Annotated in this window: 20 protein-coding genes; all 20 read left to right on the top strand. The window is 53.4% G+C overall.

The window, feature by feature from the left end:
• The coding region (locus VH187_RS08085; RefSeq protein ID WP_329700949.1) for a glycoside hydrolase family 25 domain-containing protein at positions 1–381 on the top strand (381 nt) is incomplete at its 5' end.
• Positions 378–2,672 (top strand): phage portal protein family protein, encoded by a 2,295-nt coding sequence (locus VH187_RS08080; protein WP_422663480.1) that lies wholly within the window; start codon positions 378–380, stop codon positions 2,670–2,672. The genes VH187_RS08085 and VH187_RS08080, both read left to right, overlap by 4 nt.
• A gap of 8 nt (positions 2,673–2,680) precedes the next feature.
• Entirely contained in the window at positions 2,681–4,660 is a 1,980-nt protein-coding gene (locus tag VH187_RS08075; RefSeq protein ID WP_329700947.1) for a hypothetical protein, read from the top strand.
• Positions 4,660–5,088, top strand: a complete 429-nt coding sequence (locus VH187_RS08070) for a capsid cement protein (protein ID WP_329700946.1) — start codon at positions 4,660–4,662, stop codon at positions 5,086–5,088. The genes VH187_RS08075 and VH187_RS08070 overlap by 1 nt, the downstream gene beginning before the upstream one ends.
• A 9-nt stretch (positions 5,089–5,097) precedes the next feature.
• Complete coding sequence (locus VH187_RS08065) at positions 5,098–6,102, top strand: major capsid protein (RefSeq protein WP_329700945.1); 1,005 nt, start codon at positions 5,098–5,100, stop codon at positions 6,100–6,102.
• A 58-nt stretch (positions 6,103–6,160) separates the two neighbouring features.
• On the top strand, positions 6,161–6,616 hold the full coding sequence (locus VH187_RS08060; RefSeq protein WP_329700944.1) for a hypothetical protein: 456 nt from the start codon (positions 6,161–6,163) through the stop codon (positions 6,614–6,616).
• Positions 6,617–6,619: 3 nt separating this feature from the next.
• Positions 6,620–7,084 (top strand): hypothetical protein, encoded by a 465-nt coding sequence (locus VH187_RS08055; protein ID WP_329700943.1) that lies wholly within the window; start codon positions 6,620–6,622, stop codon positions 7,082–7,084.
• A gap of 6 nt (positions 7,085–7,090) precedes the next feature.
• On the top strand, positions 7,091–7,597 hold the full coding sequence (locus VH187_RS08050) for a phage virion morphogenesis protein (RefSeq protein WP_329700942.1): 507 nt from the start codon (positions 7,091–7,093) through the stop codon (positions 7,595–7,597).
• A gap of 71 nt (positions 7,598–7,668) precedes the next feature.
• On the top strand, positions 7,669–8,253 hold the full coding sequence (locus VH187_RS08045; protein ID WP_329700941.1) for a hypothetical protein: 585 nt from the start codon (positions 7,669–7,671) through the stop codon (positions 8,251–8,253).
• Between the two features lie 21 nt (positions 8,254–8,274).
• Complete coding sequence (locus VH187_RS08040; RefSeq protein ID WP_329700940.1) at positions 8,275–9,399, top strand: hypothetical protein; 1,125 nt, start codon at positions 8,275–8,277, stop codon at positions 9,397–9,399.
• Between the two features lie 16 nt (positions 9,400–9,415).
• A complete protein-coding gene (locus VH187_RS08035; protein ID WP_329700939.1) occupies positions 9,416–9,844 on the top strand; it encodes a hypothetical protein in 429 nt (142 codons plus the stop codon).
• 24 nt (positions 9,845–9,868) lie between these two features.
• A complete protein-coding gene (locus VH187_RS08030; RefSeq protein ID WP_329700938.1) occupies positions 9,869–10,462 on the top strand; it encodes a hypothetical protein in 594 nt (197 codons plus the stop codon).
• Positions 10,463–10,665: 203 nt separating this feature from the next.
• A complete protein-coding gene (locus VH187_RS08025; RefSeq protein WP_329700937.1) occupies positions 10,666–12,852 on the top strand; it encodes a phage tail tape measure protein in 2,187 nt (728 codons plus the stop codon).
• Positions 12,849–13,511 carry a LysM peptidoglycan-binding domain-containing protein gene (locus tag VH187_RS08020; RefSeq protein ID WP_329700936.1) on the top strand — a complete coding sequence of 221 codons (663 nt, stop codon included), beginning with the start codon at positions 12,849–12,851 and terminating at the stop codon, positions 13,509–13,511. The genes VH187_RS08025 and VH187_RS08020 overlap by 4 nt, the downstream gene beginning before the upstream one ends.
• Entirely contained in the window at positions 13,508–15,520 is a 2,013-nt protein-coding gene (locus VH187_RS08015) for a hypothetical protein (protein WP_329700935.1), read from the top strand. Before VH187_RS08020 ends, VH187_RS08015 begins: the two co-directional genes overlap by 4 nt.
• The gene (locus VH187_RS08010; protein ID WP_329700934.1) at positions 15,517–16,281 is read left to right on the top strand and encodes a hypothetical protein; all 765 of its coding nucleotides are present in this window, start codon (positions 15,517–15,519) and stop codon (positions 16,279–16,281) included. The genes VH187_RS08015 and VH187_RS08010 overlap by 4 nt, the downstream gene beginning before the upstream one ends.
• Positions 16,278–16,676: a hypothetical protein gene (locus VH187_RS08005; RefSeq protein WP_329700933.1), complete on the top strand. Its 399-nt coding sequence runs from the start codon at positions 16,278–16,280 to the stop codon at positions 16,674–16,676. Before VH187_RS08010 ends, VH187_RS08005 begins: the two co-directional genes overlap by 4 nt.
• A gap of 8 nt (positions 16,677–16,684) precedes the next feature.
• A complete protein-coding gene (locus VH187_RS08000) occupies positions 16,685–17,851 on the top strand; it encodes a baseplate J/gp47 family protein (protein WP_329700932.1) in 1,167 nt (388 codons plus the stop codon).
• Entirely contained in the window at positions 17,848–18,459 is a 612-nt protein-coding gene (locus VH187_RS07995) for a phage tail protein (protein WP_329700931.1), read from the top strand. Before VH187_RS08000 ends, VH187_RS07995 begins: the two co-directional genes overlap by 4 nt.
• A 9-nt stretch (positions 18,460–18,468) precedes the next feature.
• On the top strand, positions 18,469–19,283 hold an 815-nt coding region (locus tag VH187_RS07990; RefSeq protein WP_329700930.1), incomplete at its 3' end, for a phage tail protein.

Below are 19,283 nucleotides of genomic sequence, written 5' to 3'. Positions count from 1 at the left end.
TACCTTGGTGGCACAATGGCGTGGAATCGTCCTACCTGGGTAGCTGCTTATCAAGCAAATGAACCAAGTCAACCTCACACATGGTGGCAGAACACGGACAAGGCAAGTTTTGCCGGTATAGGAAGAGCGGTTGATGGTAATATTTACCATGGTACTCCTACAGATTTTGCCCATCGCGTTCTTGGTGGGAGGATTACTAAGCCTGTGGCTCCTGTACCGAAGTCAGAACAAGGACTAGTTTCGGTAGTGAAGAAAAACGGCGCTATCGAAACGTTCGTTGAAACAGACAGTGGTGAAGTCCTCCATCGCTGGCAAAAAGGTGAAAACGCAGGCGATTGGGGCGATAAATGGTCATCACTGGGAAAGCCGGGTAAATCATGAGCATTAGTCCTCGTGGCTTAGTTGACATTGAATACCTAGGCGGACCGAACCAGCCTTTGCCTACCTCTCCTCCTACTGAGGAGATCGGTTCACTGACACAATGGGCACCTGGTGTACCAGGTTGGAACACGTATGTCGGTGACAACCTCGAACGGTCACCTCAACTACAGTGGCCTCAGTGCATTCAAACTTACTCGCAGATGCGACATGATGCACAGATTCAAGGACTGTACCTTGGTACGTCGTTGCCCCTGCGACGTTACCACTGGTTGCTCGATCCGAACGACTGTGATCCCAAGATGGTGAACAAGCTCGCTCGTGACTTGAGCATGAACATCAAGAATCTTGAACCATTGCCACAGCAGAAATACCGTAACCGGTTTGACTTCGGCAAGCACATTCAGGATGCACTGCTTGCCTTGCTCATGGGCCACTACGCGTTCGAGCAAGTTGGTGAAATTGGCGATGATGGTATGTGGCACCTCACTAAGCTTGCTCCGCGACCACCTGAAACGATCAGTCAAATCTTTATGGACTCGGTTGGTGAACTTATTGGGTTCAGGCAGTATTACTCACCTACTTCAACGCAAAACCCGGGGTTGATTTCAGCTGACCGTGTTACCTGGTACGCATGGTTGATGGAAGGTGCAAACTGGGTAGGGCGCTCGATGTTGCGTGCCTGCTATCGCAACTGGTTGAGGAAAGATAGGCTACTCAGAGTTGATGCACAGAAGCAAGAACGTAATGGGATGGGTATTCCTATTGCGGAGGCGCCTTCTGGCATGAGTGGCGCTGGTCTTATTCGCCTCGACATACTCATGCGCAAGCTACGTGCTGGTGACATGTCTGGTGGTGCTGTTCCTAATGGCACAACGGTCAAGTTGGTCGGCACGACAGGTTCGCTGCCTGATACCCTCGCGTCCATTCGACTCGACAACGAGGAAATGGCCCGTGCGTGGCTTGCCATGTTTATGCAGTTGGGACAGACGGAAACAGGCAGTCGAGCACTCGGTAGTGAGTTCATTGACTTCTTCAGTGATGCCATCGATGAAATGGCCTACTGGATTTGCCGCACGTTCACTGCCAGCGTGATTGAGAACTGGTGGGACTGGAACGTCGATCCCGATGCTGATTCAACTCCACAGTTGATGTTCACTCGTAATCCTGACACAGCGTTCACCGGTCGTGAGTTTGCCTGGCTAGTTGAACGTGGCGCGATTACCATGGACGAGAACTTGGAGAATGCGATTCGTGAGCGTTACGGCCTGCCCTCAAGGCCTCCCGGTCTTCCTCAGCCCACATTGCCTGCTCCTCCCGGGTCAGAGCCTTGGCCTCCTGGGCCCACTCAAACTGATGCTCCACCGCTTGCGCCACCGCCTGAAGGGTCGGACCAAGGTGGTACTGGTAAGAAGCCGCTCGGTGCACCCAATACCAAGGCTTCTGGGACTGTAGGCGTCAACGAGTCCCAGAATGGGGAGCGGTCGGTGAGGGCTCAAGCGGCAGGCTCCCCTGTGTCGCTCCCGAACCGGCCGCTCCGTCGTGAGTTATACCAGCATGAGATTCAGGCAGCTGTTGACTGGAGCTCAATGGACACTAACTGGCAGAACACGCGTGACGTATTAGTTGCGCATGTGCGCCAGTCGCAATTGCGACAGATCGAACAGTTGCATGACCAGATTGTTGCTGCTGGTAATAACCTCGATGAGTTGAGTAAGATCAAGGCTGACCCAACCATGGAACCATTGCTGTTCACCGCGATGAGTAATATGGCAGTGCAAGGTGCGCATGATGCGCAGGCTGAGGCAGCACGGCAGAGTACAACGGTACAGTTACCTGACCTTACATCGCTGAGTAACGATCAGCGCGGTCGAGCTCAGGCGGTAGACAAGTTCTTAGCATCGTCCATTACGGCAGCTGCCCAGTCCAATGCGATTCGGCTTGCTGGTGGTAAGTTGAGCGGTGCGGAGATTGCCAACAATACGAAGGTAAAGTTGACTAACTTGTCTCCAACATATCTGGCTGATAATCTTGGCAGTGCATTGACAGCTGCAATGAACTCAGGAAGAAGGGCAACGATGGCGGAAGGGGACCCGTCGCAGATCTATGCCAGTGAAATTCTCGACAACAACACATGCACTAACTGCATTGCCGAGGATGGTACTCAGTTTGTTTCGCTGGCTGACGCAGAGAGGTTCTACCCGTCTGGTGGATTCGTGGACTGCCTTGGAGGCGGTCGCTGTCGAGGTACATTGGTCGCAGTCTACGGTGAAACGCCAGCCACAATTCAGTGAGGAAGGACATGATCACCCTACCAATCACCATGCGCGTAAACGGTCGAAGAATTGCTGCGGCAACTGGCGTAGAGTCAGTTCTCGCTCCTCCATTCGTAACCGTTCCCAATGTCCCTATGGTGAGCACGGGAATCGACTATCCCACTAGCACTGGACTTATCACTCTTACTGAAAGGCACCTGCGCGACCTGGTTGCGAGTCAGGACGACCCTGCAATTCATTCGCCACGTACCAAGATCGGGCACTCAGATCCTCGCTTCAACAAGACCACGACACCTGATGGTGACGTACTCGACGGTGAACCGTCACTAGGCACGTGGATCAATCTGCGACTTGGTGACAACGATCAAACGGTGTATGGCGACCTGGTTGGGGTACCGGCATGGTTTGCCAGCATCATGTCAACGGCATATCCGTCGCGGTCCATTGAAGGTAACTTCGATGTGGAAACTGTGACTGGGCACAAATGGGCACTTGCTGTTGACGCCGTTGCTATGCTCGGTGTTGTGGGACCGGGAATCACAACGCTCGACGATTTGCCAATTCTCTTCAGTGCTGAGGGACCTTCTGGTGTGACGGTTACTGAGCCTGATGAGGGTGACCCAATGTCTGTCATCAGAGGCTCAACTTCTGTTGAGGCTGCGGTCAGTGATACACCATGGTCAAACTTCAAAGACTCAGACTATACTGATGAGCAGTACGCTGCGGCATGCGTGTATGACCGTTCCAAGTGCTCTGATACTTGGACGAGCAAACCTGCTAAGCAGCGGTACTCGTTGCCAATCAAGGAACCAAGCGGTACTTTGAACCGCAACGGTGTCCATGCTGCTGCTAGTCGAATCGGCTCAGTCAAGAACGGATGTGATGCAGCCTTGAGTGCAGCTAAAGCTTCCTTGCGCAGCGCCTATAGTACCCTCGGGGAAGACCCGCCTGATAGCATCAAGGCGAGTACCGGGGTGGTTGCGCAAGTCAACCTCGACGATGTTCGCCGTGGCTACTACGACTCGCTTGAACCGAGTCAGATGTGGTGGTGGATTCGTGCTGTCTACTTCGACCCCAATGAGTTGATCGTAGACGACGATGAAGGTGGGCTGTATCGAGTCCCATTCCAAAGCAAGGGTGAGGAGGTATCTTTCGGAGATCCTGTCCAAGTCAAAATCCAATACGTTGATACACCGGCGAAAACCAAGGCTGCCGCGCTCGTAAGGGCATCGGTCGCCGCGTCACTTGGTAACCCGGTGATGATGTTCAATGCACGTGCAGATTCACGACCAGGAGGCTGTATGACTCCCGAGGAAGCCGCAGCGGTGCGCGCTCGCCATGGTCTAACACCCGAGCAACTCCCAGACGACGCGGACGACGCGACGGTGGTTCGGGTAGTTATTCAGGCTGCCAGCGCTCGGCCCGAAACTCCTCCAGCTGAACCCGCTCCTGCACCGCCTGCCCCCGATGAGGGAGGCAACGGTGGGAACGGTGACGAAGGTGATGAAGGTGGTGACGAGGAGAGCCGTACACGTACGGGCATCCAAAGCACTGCTGCAGCCAGCAGGATCCCAGGATCATCCCCGATCCAGCTGCCTGAAGGAACCATCGTCGTCGATAAGGCGACCTGGGAAGCTGTTGCTGACCAGGCTCGCCAAGGTGCAGAACTCGCTGCCAGGACTCGTGACACCGAACGTGACTCGTTCCTGAACACGGCGATCAAGGCAGGCAAGTTCCCTCCGTCACGCAAGAACCATTACCTCAAGGCATGGGACGCCGATCCGGAGGGCACCCGTGGCCTCATCGATTCGCTGGCAGCTGGACTTGTGCCAGTTGAGGCTCGCGGAACCGCAGGAACAGGTCAGGTCGAGTCGGCGCAGGCAACCGACGCATCGGCATACGAGCAGAGCTGGTTGACGCCGGCAGAAAGGCAAAGGGTCAAAGTCGCACAGGGCCAGACAACAGGAGATGTACAAATCCCGGCGGTTGTTCAAGGAGGTGACTGATGAGTCCCACCAACCTGGCAAATCCCTTCTATGAAGAAGGCGATGAGCTTACGGGCTATTGCACGGCTGCTGTTACCGGCATGACGTTCGTGAAAATCTCCGGTCCTCGTCAGCCGGGTGGTCCGAACTTGGTGAACAGTGCGATCACCGATTCGGTTGTTGGTGGTAACGTTTCCATTGCACCATGTGTTTCTGGTGACAAGGTGCTCGGCGTTGCCATGTACGACCAGGCCTTGGGTAACCTTGTGCCCGTCTTTCGGCACCCGAAGGTGATGCCTGTCACCGCAGGCGCCGCGATTGTGGCTGGACAGGAGGTCCAGGCAGACGCCAATGGGAATGCAATTCCTGTTGCCGCAGGCAAGGCTGCCGGTCTGGCACTCGATAGCTGTGCGTCGGGTGGAATTGCTCAAGTCTCCCTCTATCCCTAGAAAGGAGTGATGGTGAGCACAGTCAACAAAGCACTGGTCCGGGCCGGCAAGCGCATCCAGGCACGTTCTGAGGAAGCGCAGATTCAGGCTCAGATTCAGGCAGCTGGTCCTGTGACTGTCGGCGCTCCTGTGTCCCACCCGTTGGGCCCCCCTACTTTGGCCGGGACCCTAATGACGGTGGACATCATGCTCAACCAGCCGACGCGAGTCACACGGATGATCATGGATCTCACCCTTCAGCGGTTCATCGCTGACCGGGTGTTTGCGTCTGCCGGTGGTGTCACTGGCGGCGCCGTGGTGTATGACCAGGCAACAATGAACGAGCTCTATGCGGCACGTGATGTTGAGCGTGTTTCGCCTGGTGGCGAGTTCCCATTGCTCACCGGCGTCCAGCTGGTGCCGAAGGTTGCCTCCGTCGAGAAGTGGGGCGGCAAGGTCTACATCACAGACGAGGCAAGGGACAGGAACAACGCGGTCCTGTTCATGCGTCTCATGCGGCAGGTGGCCAACACCATCGTCCGCAAGATCAACGCGCGAGCGATTGCTGAGTTGAACTCAGCAGTGTCAGCGTTCAACCAGACGTTTGTCGGCCGCAACTGGCAAACAGTCGTCACCGCTGGTACCAACGCCAGCACGGCGAGCAACTATCCTCTGCGTGACTTTGCGCAAGCGGACATGATCGCTGAGCAGGACGAGTTGGGAGTGCTGTTCGATCTGGTACTCCTCAACCCGCAGGAATATGCTCAGTTGGCCACCATCTATGGTGCCCAGTCACTTCAGCAGTTCCTGCAGTTCATCAACAAGCAGCTCTACATCTCCAACCGTGTGCCGGCAGGCACGGCGTACTTTGTCCAGGAAGGACAGGTCGGTGAGATGCGGATTGAGAAGCCACTGGGTACGGAGACCTGGCGGGAACCGGAAACAGAGCGGACCTGGTCCCAGTCGAGTGTGCGGCCGGTGATGTATGTCACCAACCCATTCTCAATCCTGGTGGCAACAGGCCTCGCGGGCTAAGGAGGGTACAATAGTGTCGGCAACACGAGAAAAGGGCAGTCGTAGGGGAGAGCCACATGTGTCTCTGTCCGGTAAGGAGCTGCACACGGTAACAGTTGCCGCCCGAGCATTTCCTTACCGGATTGAAGAGGAACATCCTTATGAGCCGGATAAGATCCTTCCTCAGGATCGTACCGCAATGCGTGGAGAAACGGTTGAGGTACTGCCGGCTGATTACGCCCGTGGGATGCGCCTCAATGCCTTCCTCAAGGAAGGTGAGACAATCGAACAGTTGACCAGTGGTACAAGTGGAACCACTGAGCTTCAGTTCAGCGCAGCAGACGCCACTGATACGGAACTCATCAACTGGATCAAGGACGACAATCCTACAGTCCAGCAGGTGGTCAACGCGTCGGAAGGTGACGGGGAAGTTGCGGCACGTTTGCTTGCCGCGGAAGTCCAAGCGACCGGCAATGACCCTCGCAAGGGCGTGATTGCAGGTCTTGAAGCAGTGGTTGCTCGTTCAGCGGACTAAGTCATGCCGGTTAGTGACTACACTCCTACCACGTCAGATGTAGCGTTTCTTCTGCGTGCTAGGACACGGGACGCAAACGGTAACATCACCGGTGACTTCACTGACGACGTGACTGTTCCGGGAGAGACCGATGCTGCTGGCCTTATTGACTTAGCCGCTGATGAAGTGGGCGAGGCAATAGGGCCAGACATCGACACTGACTTCTGGGAGTCAGCAAAAGCAGTGATTGTCATTCTGGCAGCAGCAAACATCGAGTTGAGTTACTTCCCTGAGCAAGCTGCTGCAAACAACTCGATGTATGACAAGTTGATGGCCCGGTTTGACGTGAAGCTCAAGTCGTTGCAAGCTGACGTTGCCGAGGCTGAGCAAGAGGAGGAGATGGAAGAATCAGGATCTGACAGTACCATGGGAATTTCAGTTGCAGGAGGCTTCCCCATGCCGCTCTGGTGGGGAAGCGTGCAATGGTGAGGTGACATGCCACCGTTGAAGAACAGAGGACCAGCAACTCATGTTCAGGTCGAAGTCGAGGTGTTTGGCGACAAGCAGATCAGTCGCCACTTACTTCGATTCGGCGAACGAGCGGTTAGGGCAACTCCATTGTGGAATTCGCTCTACCGTGACTTGCAGAACATTGAGAAGGTCCAGTTCCTCACTGAAGGTGGACACGGTTCAGGAGGATGGGCCGAGCTCGCTCCTTCGACTGTGGCAGACAAGGAAAAGCGAAACATGTCACCTTGGATCCTGAGGGCGTCTGAAATTCTATTCAACTCTCTCACCGGTCGTAACGCACTTGGTCAGATCAAGGAAATTGGTCCTGATTTCATGCGGTTCGGTTCAGACATCCCTTACGGTGTTTACCACCAGCGTGGTACAGTACATATGCCAATGCGTAAGGTGATCGATATTACTGGACCTGAGCGCGTTGCGATAGTGAAGAAGATTCAGATGTTCTTAGTGCGAGGCGTGGTTGTTCCGCTGTGACTACGACTAGTACATTTCCGCAGTACAGCGATGACAGCCCGCTCGTAACTCGGGGTCAGATAGAAAAAGCCATGCTTACGCACATGCAGGGCTGGTTGTTGCCTTATTTGGGGCGAATTGAACGATTGAACGGTCTGACAGAGCATATTGCGACACCTAAGTCATGGGAGGTAGTGAACGAGTATACTCGCTATCCAGAAGAAGCAATGCCATACATTGCAGTCATCTCGCCAGGTATCAGTCCTGGTCATCCACCGCGACGTGATGGCGATGGTTGGGTAACAGCTTGGTGGTTGATTGCTGTTGGCGCAATCGTCGCTACTCGTGACGAACGGTCCGCCAAGGACATAGCAGGTTACTATGGTGCAGCGATTCGTGGTTGCGTCATGGAGTTACCTGACTTGGGTGGGTGGGCAGAAGGTGTTGAATGGAACGATGAGAAGTATGACGATTTTCCTCGTGTCCAGGAACGCACGATGGCTGCCGTTCGTCTTGTATTCACTGTCGAAGTCCAGGAAGTGATAAACGTATTCGGCGCGCCCAGCGATTACCAGAATACGTCGGTGCCACCAGATGATCCGTACGCAACACCGGCGCCATTCCCAATCGTTGAGGCAGTCGAGGACGCTTCTGCGACGGTGGAGCCAGAATCATGATCCGAGAGGAGTAGGTAAAGAATGTCGCCACTTCCTGGCTACAACGTGGAGATTGTTTCATCTCCTCCTAACCCTGGTTTGCTGAGTCAGCGAGGAACATGGTTCCCCGTTGGCTTTGCGACAAATGCAGCCTCTGATTGGGTTTACTCAATCGACCAGTTCAATGCGACGTTCGGCGCTCGTGACCCCTCATCTGTTCTGTACGACTCAGTGCAGCAGTTCTTCCGTGAAGGTGGGTATCGTGCCTACGTCAATGCAGCTGCACTGGGTGGTACTCAAACCGACTTGGAGGACTTGCTGCCGAACATCACTGACGAACTCGGACCTGGGGTCATTTCAGCACCTGGTGAAACGACAGTGGCGTTGCAACTGTCAGTTGCCGCGTATGCTGACCAGACCTCACGCATCGCTATCATCGACTTGGAGGATACCGATGTGGCAGCAGACCTGATCACTGCTGCTGAAGCGGTTACGTCCCAAGTTGGTGATTGGCGATGTGCAGCGTTTGCACCTTGGGATGTTATTCCAGGTGTTGTCCCCGGTTCAACTCGCATTGTTCCACCGTGCGGTCGTATTGCCGGTAACCTGGCGCGCAACGACCAGCTGGGCTTCGGCGCAGATGATGCGGCTGCTGGCGCGATGGGCGTCGCTCAGTGGACGCAGGGCATCAGTCAACCTGCCTGGACAGATGGTGACAGGACCAATCTGAACGGTGCAGGAGTCAACGTCACCCGCATGATCTACGGCGTTCCGCGTACGTACGGCTTTAGGTCACTGGCGGATCAGACGAGCAAACCGGACTGGTCGCAGTTCGCTAGTTCGCGCACAATCAGTGCCGTCGAGTGGGAGCTTTCTCCTATTGCTGAGAACTTCGTGTTCAGCAAGCTGGACGGTCAAGGTCACACAATCAAGCGTTGGCAGGCGGCACTTACCGCGCCGCTTATGGGATTCTGGGAGAGCGATGACCTGTACGGGTCAACTCCTCAGGAAGCATTCTCAGTCGGTGTTGGCCCGGACGTCAACACTGATGCAACGTTTGCTGCTGGTCAGTTGTTTGCCAAGATCGGTCTACGGACGAGTTCCATGGCAGAGCAGGTGTTCATCATGATCGCCAAGGTGCCAGTCACCGAGGCGCTAGCCGCGTAAGAAAGGAGGCGATTCGGTGTCTGACGGAACCCGCGAACAACTATTCCTTTGTACACTCACCATTGATGGTGTTGACCTTGGGATTTGGGACAAGTGGGATGGTGGTGGAAAGGATTCCACAAGTACCAAGTACCGTTCAGGTGGTAACCCGATTGAAGAGGACCTCGGTGGACTTCCCACTTTCACCGATGTGACTCTGACGCGGAACTACCGCCTCAGTCGTGACGCTTCCATTGTTGGGTTTCTACTCAACAAGGTGGGCTTCGGCACTTGTGTCGCAAACAAGTTCCCGTTGAATCGAGATTACTCGACCTTCGGGCCGTACATTCAAGCAATCGGTCCACTCAAGACAGTTGACGATCCGAAAGTGGATTCCAACGCTGCCAACGCGGCGACGATTGTGGTAGTGATGTCTGTCAACTCAATCAATTCGTATAGTTCCTGACGTAAGGAACTCAAGGGGAGAACAATGGAAGGATCACCTATTCAGCCTCCTGTCCCACCCGTGATGCCTCCTGTCATGCCGCCTCAAGCGGAACTTGAAGTTGACCGGGAAGACGAGGACATCTTCGAAAGTGAAAATGGTGATGTCCCTGAGTCACTGATGGGTACACTGCGTGAAGCACAGCGCGAAGCGCAGCCATTCGGTAAGACAAAGCTCATCCACGTGCCTGGCTACAACGGCCTGCTGGCCATCGAGTACCAGTACATCGGTTCCGAGATCACTGAGTCAATCGCTCGAAAGATTCGCCGTGAGACACGACCAGTTGATGGTCGCGGTTCAGGTCTACTGAGTTCCATCGACACTTTGCGCGCTGCCTGTAAGCGCGTACTGTGCCGACGGACACTCGATGGCCCTTGGATGAGTGTAGGAGGTAAGAGTCGTCCCATCGTGCGCCTCGATGAGAACTTGGCTCGGCTACTCAACTTCGATGCAGACAGCGGTAGAGAAGTCGTGCTAGGCTTGTTCGGCAGTGAACATGCGATCACCAACCAGAACATGATCCTCAGCAACTGGTTGGCGGATCGTACCAAGCAGCTGGATGAAGATTTTTTAGCATAGCGCTTGGTGAAAGTTCACTTCTAGAAGCAGCAAAGATTCAGGCAGCAGGACTGTCAGGAATGGACTTCCTAAACTGTACCAACCAGTTTGAACTGACTGTGATTCAAGCCCTTGCCCAAAAGACCTTAGCAGTTCAGGATGAACGTGAGGAACACCTTGCGACAAGGATTGCTAACGCCGTAGGTAAGATGCTAGGGGGCTAGGTGTCCTACGGTTCTGATGGTGCAGATGTCCTGGATGTCTTACTCAAGCTGAGTAACCTTCAGGGCTTTGTTGCTGGCACCAGGGAAGCCGCGGCAGGCGTTCGTGACATTGGTGTAGCAGCAGAGGAAACATCTGGTAAGTCACAGATAGCAAGCAGTAAGATGAGTGGCGTTGCAGGACTAGCTAGTAAAGCGTTCAGAGGAACTGCTGTTGCGGCTGGCGTATTTGCTTATCAGTCAGTGAAGATGGCAAACACGTTTGATCAGCAAATGGAGATGATCCATACTCAGGCTGGTGCAACGCAAATTGAAGTCGGTAACATGTCCAAGGCGATACTTGGCATGGCAGGTAGTGGGCAATACGCGCAAGGACCAGTCAAGCTTGCTGAGGGCTTGTATCACCTTGAGTCAATCGGTCTGCGTGGTGCAAGGGCACTCACCGCGTTGAAAGTTGCTTCTCAAGGTGCAGCCGTAGGTAACGCAGACCTTGAGGATACTACAACTGCGCTGGGATCGGCCTGGTTGGTGAACATCAAGGGTGGTGGCGATCTCAAGCAGGTGATGGCGACACTGAACGCAACAGTTGGCGCCGGCAACATGCGTATGGGAGACCTGGTCAACTCGTTGGGAACAGGTGTCCTTGCAGCTGGTAAACTTGCAGGGTTGAGCCTCAACGATGTGATGGGTGCTTTGGCAACGTTGTCTGATGAGGGTTACCGTGGTTCGTCAGCGATGGCACAGTTGGCAACGTCATTCCACTTCCTCACCGATCCTACTGCGAAGGCAAAAAAGGCACTCGGTGAACTTGGTCTGTCGCAGTTCCAGCTGTCTGACACAATGCGAACAAAAGGCTTGCCCGCAACACTTGCCTTGTTGAAGAATCGCTTGGCTGGCTTCTCGCCTGCACGTCAAGAGGCACTACTTGGTGACATTCTGCCTGCCGGTCGAGGTCGAGTACTTGAAGTGCTGATGAACCAGGTTGACCGGTACGGTAAGAAGATTCACCAGATTCAAAACACCTCAAAGAACTTTGGTGAGGATGTGGCAGCGACGCACAAAACTGCTGCCTTCCAAATTCACGCCGCCTGGTCATCGATTCAAAGTCAAATGATTCGTGTAGGCCATTTGCTCCAGCCCATTGTGGTTGAGCTCGCTAAGGGACTTGCCTGGATGGTAAAGGAGCTGGTTGCGCTTATACCGTGGCTAGTAAAGTTGGCACCCATCGTTGCGCCAATTGTTGCAGCGTTCGTAGCGTATGAGGTAGCCGTCAAGGGCATAATTATCGTTCAGGCAATTTGGGAAGGCATGAGTGCTGCGTTTGCAGTGGCATCAGCATTGGTCGCTGGAGGCACACTTGAGATGACAGTTGCTTGGGTGGCCTTGTCTGCTGCACTAAGCATCAATCCGTTTGTCCTTATCGCTGTCGCACTGGTTGCAGTTGGCGTTGCACTGTACATGGCCTACAAGCACTTCAAGTGGTTCCACCAGGCTGTGAATGCCGTGGTTCATGCCGTCATCGCAGCCTTCAAGTGGCTAGGTAATGCGATCTGGGATGTGGTGAAGTTCATCGGGCAGCACTGGAAGTGGCTGCTCTTGCTGATGGGACCTTTCGGATGGGTAGTGCTTGCGCTCATTGCCCATTGGAAATGGTTCAAGAAGGAGATTGCACCTATCATCAATTGGCTGGTTGGTGCGTTCCACTGGGCGTTGAATGCGATCAAGGACGTATGGAAGACTGTAGGACCGATACTTGCTTTCCCATTCAAGTGGGCATGGAAGGAAGTCGTCAAGCCTGTGGTGAACTGGATTGTTGGTGCCTTCCAATGGGCAGAAAAGGAAGTTACCAAGATTTGGAATAAGATGATGGGACCAATCAAAGCGGTTGGTCACTGGCTCGGCGGTGCTGCCCATACAGTAGGAAACGTTGGTAGTTCGATAGGTCACTTCTTTGGTCTACAAGCAGGTGGTACGATTGCATCACCGGGCATGGCCCTGGTTGGCGAACATGGACCTGAGCTGCTGAATCTTCCACGTGCAGCCTCTGTGATACCTCTGCGTACAGCTGGTCTAGCGTCACCTGTTGGAATGTCGTCGAGCCTTGAGATTACCATACCAGTTGTTATCGACGGTCGTGAGATCGCACGGGCAACTGGTAAGTACATCGATAACCGGTTGGCACGGCAATGATCAAGTGCGCCTTCATATGCCATGAACGACAGTTCACTGTGGTTCCTCAGCTGACTGGTCCTGTCAAAGTGATCAGGCATGATCCTGAAGGTTGGCAGCAAATCAATCGCATGTGGAAGTTGTACTTCACTGAGTGGCAAGGGTCACAAGCGATGGAGTTACAAATTCCATTCATCTTTGACCAGTATGGCTACAACCCCAAAACTCGTACTGCGCGTAACTCAGTTGAACCGTTGATCATGCGCATGGAACTACTTGCTGCGTATGACAAGAGGTTAGGGCGTCCTCCCATCTTTACTATCGATGCCAATGGTGCGGTACCGCATGACATCTCGCGCGACCCAACCAAGCGTTGGATATGCGGTGGCCTTGACTTCGATGACACATACGTCATCAACCGGCAGAATCATAGGTGCAGGCAGACTGGAACGATCAATGCGTGGGAGTATGTTCCTAGCGTTGTGATTCAGTCGAAGAACCTTACACCCACTAAGCCTGTGCCTCATACGTACAGAATCAAGAAGGGTGACACGCTAGTCAAGATTGCTGTGTACTACTATGGTGATGGCAGTAAGTGGCGTGCCATTGCCAAACTCAACCACATTCATGACCCTAACCATTTGAAGGCGGGTCGTGTGATCAAGCTGCCAAAGCAATGAGTACTAGCTACCAGTACTTCGTCAAGAATCAAACCCAGTTGCAGAGGCTTAGCGCTGGCAAGAAAAGTTTGCTACCACCACCTACGCTGCTTCATTTCCCGGTTGATACAGAGATCAACAACTTGATCATCAACGATGCGCGCATCAGCGACCAGTTGGCGTCAGCTGTGCAAACCGGTGAAATACTTGAGACGATGGACTACGCGGCTGGTACATTGTCTCTTACCATTCTTGATCGCACGCGCACACTGGTCAAAGGGTTACTGAAGGACTGGGTAAGCGCGAACACACCGCGTGTCTACACATCGATTGCTGGGCAGCGAAGGAAGAAGGTTGTACCAGCTGAGTGGAATGAAATCTACTGCACGTTTGATGGTCGTGACTACGCGCTGGTTCAGGTAAATAAAACCCACGACCAGTTCGACTTGACTTTCGAGAATCGTACCATTCACGAAATGCGTCGGTACAGCAAGCCGCGTATTTGGTACCGTGACCAACATACGCGCGCTCAGGTCATTCTGGCGATGTGTCAGGAAGTGAAGAATTACAACGTGCAGTTTTACGCACCTGAGTTGGACATTATTCAGCCTATTGCTGTCACACATGCTCAGCCAACCCCTAAGGAAGTTGCTTCGAAGAAAATGAAGGGCTTTCACAAGGGTACCAAGTTTGATATCAAGAACAAGCCAGCATCTAAGCAACAGATCAACCATGTTGCTGAGGTCATTCGAGTGGGCGACTCGATGAAGGTCCCATACAACGTTCACGTCGCTGCACTCATATCAATCATCGAAATATCCAACGCCAAGGACGTTCAAGGCGATGTTGAATTTGGTGGTGGTAATGGCCTGTTCGGTTTCATCAACAGTAGTTCAATGAGCTCTGACGCCCATGCGTTCTACCAGCACGCCTTGCAGTTTTACAAAATTGACCCTACCACGACGCCAGGGCAAATGGCGTTCTATGTCCTATCAGGTACACGCGTTGTGTCCCCATTCAAGCCAGCTGAGTTTGATCGTTGGGTTTCGGAAGCACATGATATTCTCACTAAGTGGGGAACAAGCCTCACTGGCGGATCAGTTGATTACACAGAGTACAACCGGTATGCTTTCAAACGAGGACTTGACGGCAAACGTGAGGACTCGTGGAACTGCGCGGTTCGCCTTGCAAAAGAGGTGAACTGGCGAGTGTTCTCAACTGACAACATTCTCTGGTGGGTCGATGATAATGACTTGCGCTATTCGATTCCTTGGGACACCATCGATGAGGACTCAGAAGGCATTGATTCGATTGACTATGAGATCGACACTGGTAAGGCATTGAACGAGGTAACCATCAGTGCATATCTCTCGCGCTGGCAATGTCCTCCGGGTGTCCCGGTTGTCATCGAGAATAGTGGCCCTGCTGATGGCCGCTGGTTGGTGTATGAAGTACGTCGGCCACTTGACACTGATCTCGGTGAGATCACTTGTCACCTTCCTGCACCGGCGCTTGATGAGCCTGCTCCGACAACTAAGCGAGTGCATATCAGCGGTTCTAAACTTGGCATACCAATTGCTGTCACTAAGAATGCAGTAGTTGATACGGCTTACGCGAAGGCAGTTCAGATCAGCAATAAGAAATACCCGTACGTGTTCGGCGGTGGTCACGACAGTAACTTTGCACCGTCTGGTGGTGGCTATGACTGTTCCGGTTACATATCGGCAATTCTTAGTGCTGCTGGTACATTGCAGCAACCGTTGGCATCTGGCGGCTTCAACAGTTGGGGTAAAGCTGGACCGGGTAGGTTGATGACGATTTGGACTAATCCGAATCTTGGTGAAGCTGGGCACGTATTCATCGAATTCAAGCTACCACTACCCATCGGTCACGTGCAAGCGAACACTTCGCACTCAGGAGTTGCTTCAGGACAAGGTGCATGGGTAGGTCCGTGGGGCGGTAACGGTGCAACAGATGCTGGAGGCAGCCCCGGTAATAACTTCTTCCCAAGGCACTGGCCGGGAACATGACTGATCCCACCAAACTTCACCGTCTGTTCAGCGACATTCAGCATAACGAGAATGAAGCGCGCTACCCAGTTCGCGCTTACGTTCAAGAATATGACGGTACCACTATTGCAATTGTGATACCATCGTTCGATGGTGGTCACAAATTGTTCTCAGTTGATTACGTCGGTGCAAACTTCCAGGTGGGAGACCTCATTCTTGTGGTACAAGATGAGGCGGATAGCTACTGGTTTGTTAGCTCCCAGTATGTACCTGTCACTACGTCGTCAACTCCTATTACCTCGTCGCAGGATGCCGGCGGCGGTTCAGGTACAGGTGGTGTAGGTTCATTGCCTAAGAATGCTGATGTTCACCTCAGTAAGAATCAGCAACAGTTTGCCGCTAGGCTGCAAGCAGACATTGGCCTTGAACCTGCTGTCATTTGTGGCTGGCTGCTTAGCGAGGAATCTGGGAAGCCTGCCCAAGCGCCTAACGGTGCTAACAACTGGTTGAACATCGGTGCTTTCGATTCAGGTAACTGGGCAGGCGGTAGTGCTCCTGTTTGGAATACGCCTGTCAAGGGTGCTGATGCAACTGCTTCCTTCATCCTCGGTAAGCAAGTCAATGGTGTGAATGCACCAAGTCACGCTTCATCTGGTATTACCAACGGCATCACTGGCGCAGTTGGTAAGTCAATCGATGCGCAGATCACCGCATTGCAGACCTGCGGCTGGGCATCGAGTGGTTATCCAAATCTTCCTCAGGTAGTGGGGTACTTCAGATGAGTTATGTAACTCCACCAGGTGGCGGATCAATCATTGCTCCTGAGATTGCTGTGCCATTTACCTTTGACATTCCCAATGGTGACGTGCAGCAAATCGAGCAAGGTTCAGATGAGGACATTGTGAGTCGCATTTGGATAGTGCTTTCCTATGAGCCTGGCATGTTCTCGGGTGACCCCACATTTGGAATACCGCAGCAAGTGTTCAGGAAGGGTGGCGCTGACTTGAACGCCATCGAACGGGCCATCTTGAACTTTGTGCCTGATGCCCAGGTGATCATCGAGCGTAACCTCGACTGGTTCGCCACGCTGGTTGATCAAATTCAAATAAGGAGAAATGAGTCTGACTCTCCACCGATTGCTGGCGCCCCTCGCCAAGTGTGGACAACTGAAACGTAAAGGTAACCATGGCCGACGAGTACATAGACGCCCCGATTGAGTTTGACGAGAACCTACTTTACAATACCGGTGTAGAGCGGATTCAGTCCTACTTCCCTGGATGGACACCGAAACCTAATGGGTTCACTGACCTGTTGCTTCGTGGCGTTGCGGCTATGGCAGCTGTGAACGCAGAAGTTGCCAGTGATGTACCCTTCTCGATCTTCCGTGCGTTCGGCCCACTTGCTCATGACCCAGCAATCGATGCCACTCCTGCTACTGTTCAGTCAATTTGGACTGCAATCGATCAACAGGGCGGTTACGAGATTGCATCGGGCACACCGGTTGGCTTGTCGTTGAGCACCTCAACCACGCCTCCCATTGGTTTTGAAACCGTTGGCGACTATGTGATTCCCAATGGTAGTCAAACCATACAGATTCAGCTGGTAGCGACTATACCTGGACAGAACACGTCAGGTCTCGATACAGTCGTTCGCGCTGATTCGCTGACTTACATAACGTCAGTGACACTCAACGGCGTGTCAGCTGGTGGTAACGACGCTGAGCTCGATGACGCTTATGTCAATCGGTTGTCCAATGACTTTGAGACGTGGACTACCACGCCGATTCGTGGTCCTGACTTTGCGCGTAAAGCATGTGACATTGCTGGTGTGTTTCGTTGCGCTTACTGGGAGAACTACAACCCAGTTGATGCCACAACCAATAATGATAAGTATGTTGCGCTCTGCCCCATCGATCAAGCAGGCAGCGCAGTTAGCTCGGGCACTCAATCGCAAGTGCAGACGTACATCGAAAGTTTGCGCGAGGTCAACTTTGTAGCTCCAGTTGTTAGTCCTGACTACTCGTCCATCGATGTGACCGCGCGGTTGCACGTCGCTGATCCTAGTAACCAGCAAGTTGCAATAGCGAATGCGACGACAGCTATTCAGGCCTTTCTCAATTCGGCAACCTGGGGAGCTCCTTCATCTGGTCAGTCACCGGTGTGGCAGAACACACCGATCATCCGTTACAGCAAGGTAATGACTGTCATCGAGGATGCTGACTACGTCGAGTACGCGGACAACATGACTATCAACATTACCGGTAATGCTGCTGGTACTGTAGATGTCGCTATGCCCGGTTCCTTCCCGCTGCCTTCTGTAGGTACTATTACAGTTACTGCGGTGTCACCATGAGTACTGACCCTCAAGGTGCAAACTTCGCTGCTCGGTTATTCGAGCAACTATTACCGTTCCAAGCGTTAGATCAACTCGGGCACTTGTGGGCATTGTGCGATGGCATCTATGCGATGTTCCAAGCAGTTGAGGAACTTACAGCTGAACGCGATGACGGATTGTCCGGTTGGGCAAACATGGTGGACATCAATGCGTGTCCGTCACAGTACTTGCCATACCTGGCACAGTTCGTTGGCGCGCAAGTGCAACCGGGACTTTCAGACGCCGACCAGCGTGCTTACATCATGTCGTTGCCCGGTTTCAACCGTGGTAGGCCAGAAACGATAATTTCAGTAGTGAAAGCTACTTTGACTGGTAGCAAGTTTGTCGATCTTCAGGAACGCGCAAGTACTGCGTGGCGGTACACAGTAGTGACAAGGCCATCTGAGACTCCCAATCCTGCTGCCACGGTTGCTGCTATACAATCGCAAAAAGTAGGCCCTGACCAGTTCACGCACTTGCTAGTAGAGCATGCAACGTATGGCTGGTTGGCAGGTGAGTATGCTACGTATGCAGATGTGTTGGCCGCATACGCTACATACGCCGATCTGGCAAATGCGACATTGTAAGGGGAGGTAATGGCTAACTCACCACGTCTAGGAATTCCCAAGCCTGATGAGAGTGTAACACCTGACATACCGCGTGATCTCGGTGCAGCAGTTGATCGTATCGATGCCATCGCAATGTCAGTTGACGTTGGTCCGCTTTCGAGTAGGCCAACCAGTTCACCAAGCACACCTGGTACGACCGGTCACGCGTTTGTTGTCACTGATCAACCGCTGACAGGTCCACGCCTCGACGTTGATACCGGTACAGGGTTCTTTACAGCTGGTCCTGCTCCTGTCGATGCTGCACCTACTGTACCATCATCTCGTACGCTCGGACAGGGTGCTCAGCAAGCGTGCGCCGGTAATGATCCGCGCCTGGTTGGTGGTGCTCAAGCAACCGGTGATGTTTCAGGGCCGTATCCTGGACCACTCGTTGTCACCACTTGGGGTGGTCAAAACAAAGCGCAAGTAGTTGCAAGCGTACCACCTCAGTCACACGGTTCCAGTCATCTTCAGGGCGGTACTGATCCTATCGTTGGTATCACTGATGCGCAGATCGCTCCTACGAACAAGGACGGTACAGTCGGTACACCGAGCTTGAGAACATTGGGCACCGGTGCTCAACAAGCTTGCGCTGGTAATGATCCACGACTGGTTGCACCTTCACCAATCGGTGCAATTGTCGCTTACTCAGGTAACGGTGATCCTCCTGAAACAGACTGGTTGGTGGCGGATGGTCGTCTCATTGACCGCACGACGTATGCTGAGTTCTACAACAGAACTGGCCACGCTTACAACGGCGGTGTCGATCCTGGCGGGAACAAGGTCCGCATTCCCGACAAGCG

Origin of the sequence: Scandinavium sp. (genome assembly GCF_036271055.1) — a bacterium.
Lineage (GTDB): Bacteria > Pseudomonadota > Gammaproteobacteria > Enterobacterales > Enterobacteriaceae > Scandinavium.
This window is presented reverse-complemented; position numbering and strand designations above follow the sequence as displayed.

Bases quoted from the DNA above. Each gene is read 5' to 3' on its own strand.
- VH187_RS08080 (WP_422663480.1), top strand. From the start codon at position 378: ATGAGCATTAGTCCTCGTGGCTTAGTTGACATTGAATACCTAGGCGGA.
- VH187_RS08075 (WP_329700947.1), top strand. From the start codon at position 2,681: ATGATCACCCTACCAATCACCATGCGCGTAAACGGTCGAAGAATTGCT.
- VH187_RS08070 (WP_329700946.1), top strand. From the start codon at position 4,660: ATGAGTCCCACCAACCTGGCAAATCCCTTCTATGAAGAAGGCGATGAG.
- VH187_RS08065 (WP_329700945.1), top strand. From the start codon at position 5,098: ATGGTGAGCACAGTCAACAAAGCACTGGTCCGGGCCGGCAAGCGCATC.
- VH187_RS08055 (WP_329700943.1), top strand. From the start codon at position 6,620: ATGCCGGTTAGTGACTACACTCCTACCACGTCAGATGTAGCGTTTCTT.
- VH187_RS08050 (WP_329700942.1), top strand. From the start codon at position 7,091: ATGCCACCGTTGAAGAACAGAGGACCAGCAACTCATGTTCAGGTCGAA.
- VH187_RS08045 (WP_329700941.1), top strand. From the start codon at position 7,669: ATGCTTACGCACATGCAGGGCTGGTTGTTGCCTTATTTGGGGCGAATT.
- VH187_RS08040 (WP_329700940.1), top strand. From the start codon at position 8,275: ATGTCGCCACTTCCTGGCTACAACGTGGAGATTGTTTCATCTCCTCCT.
- VH187_RS08030 (WP_329700938.1), top strand. From the start codon at position 9,869: ATGGAAGGATCACCTATTCAGCCTCCTGTCCCACCCGTGATGCCTCCT.
- VH187_RS08020 (WP_329700936.1), top strand. From the start codon at position 12,849: ATGATCAAGTGCGCCTTCATATGCCATGAACGACAGTTCACTGTGGTT.
- VH187_RS08015 (WP_329700935.1), top strand. From the start codon at position 13,508: ATGAGTACTAGCTACCAGTACTTCGTCAAGAATCAAACCCAGTTGCAG.
- VH187_RS08010 (WP_329700934.1), top strand. From the start codon at position 15,517: ATGACTGATCCCACCAAACTTCACCGTCTGTTCAGCGACATTCAGCAT.
- VH187_RS08005 (WP_329700933.1), top strand. From the start codon at position 16,278: ATGAGTTATGTAACTCCACCAGGTGGCGGATCAATCATTGCTCCTGAG.
- VH187_RS08000 (WP_329700932.1), top strand. From the start codon at position 16,685: ATGGCCGACGAGTACATAGACGCCCCGATTGAGTTTGACGAGAACCTA.
- VH187_RS07995 (WP_329700931.1), top strand. From the start codon at position 17,848: ATGAGTACTGACCCTCAAGGTGCAAACTTCGCTGCTCGGTTATTCGAG.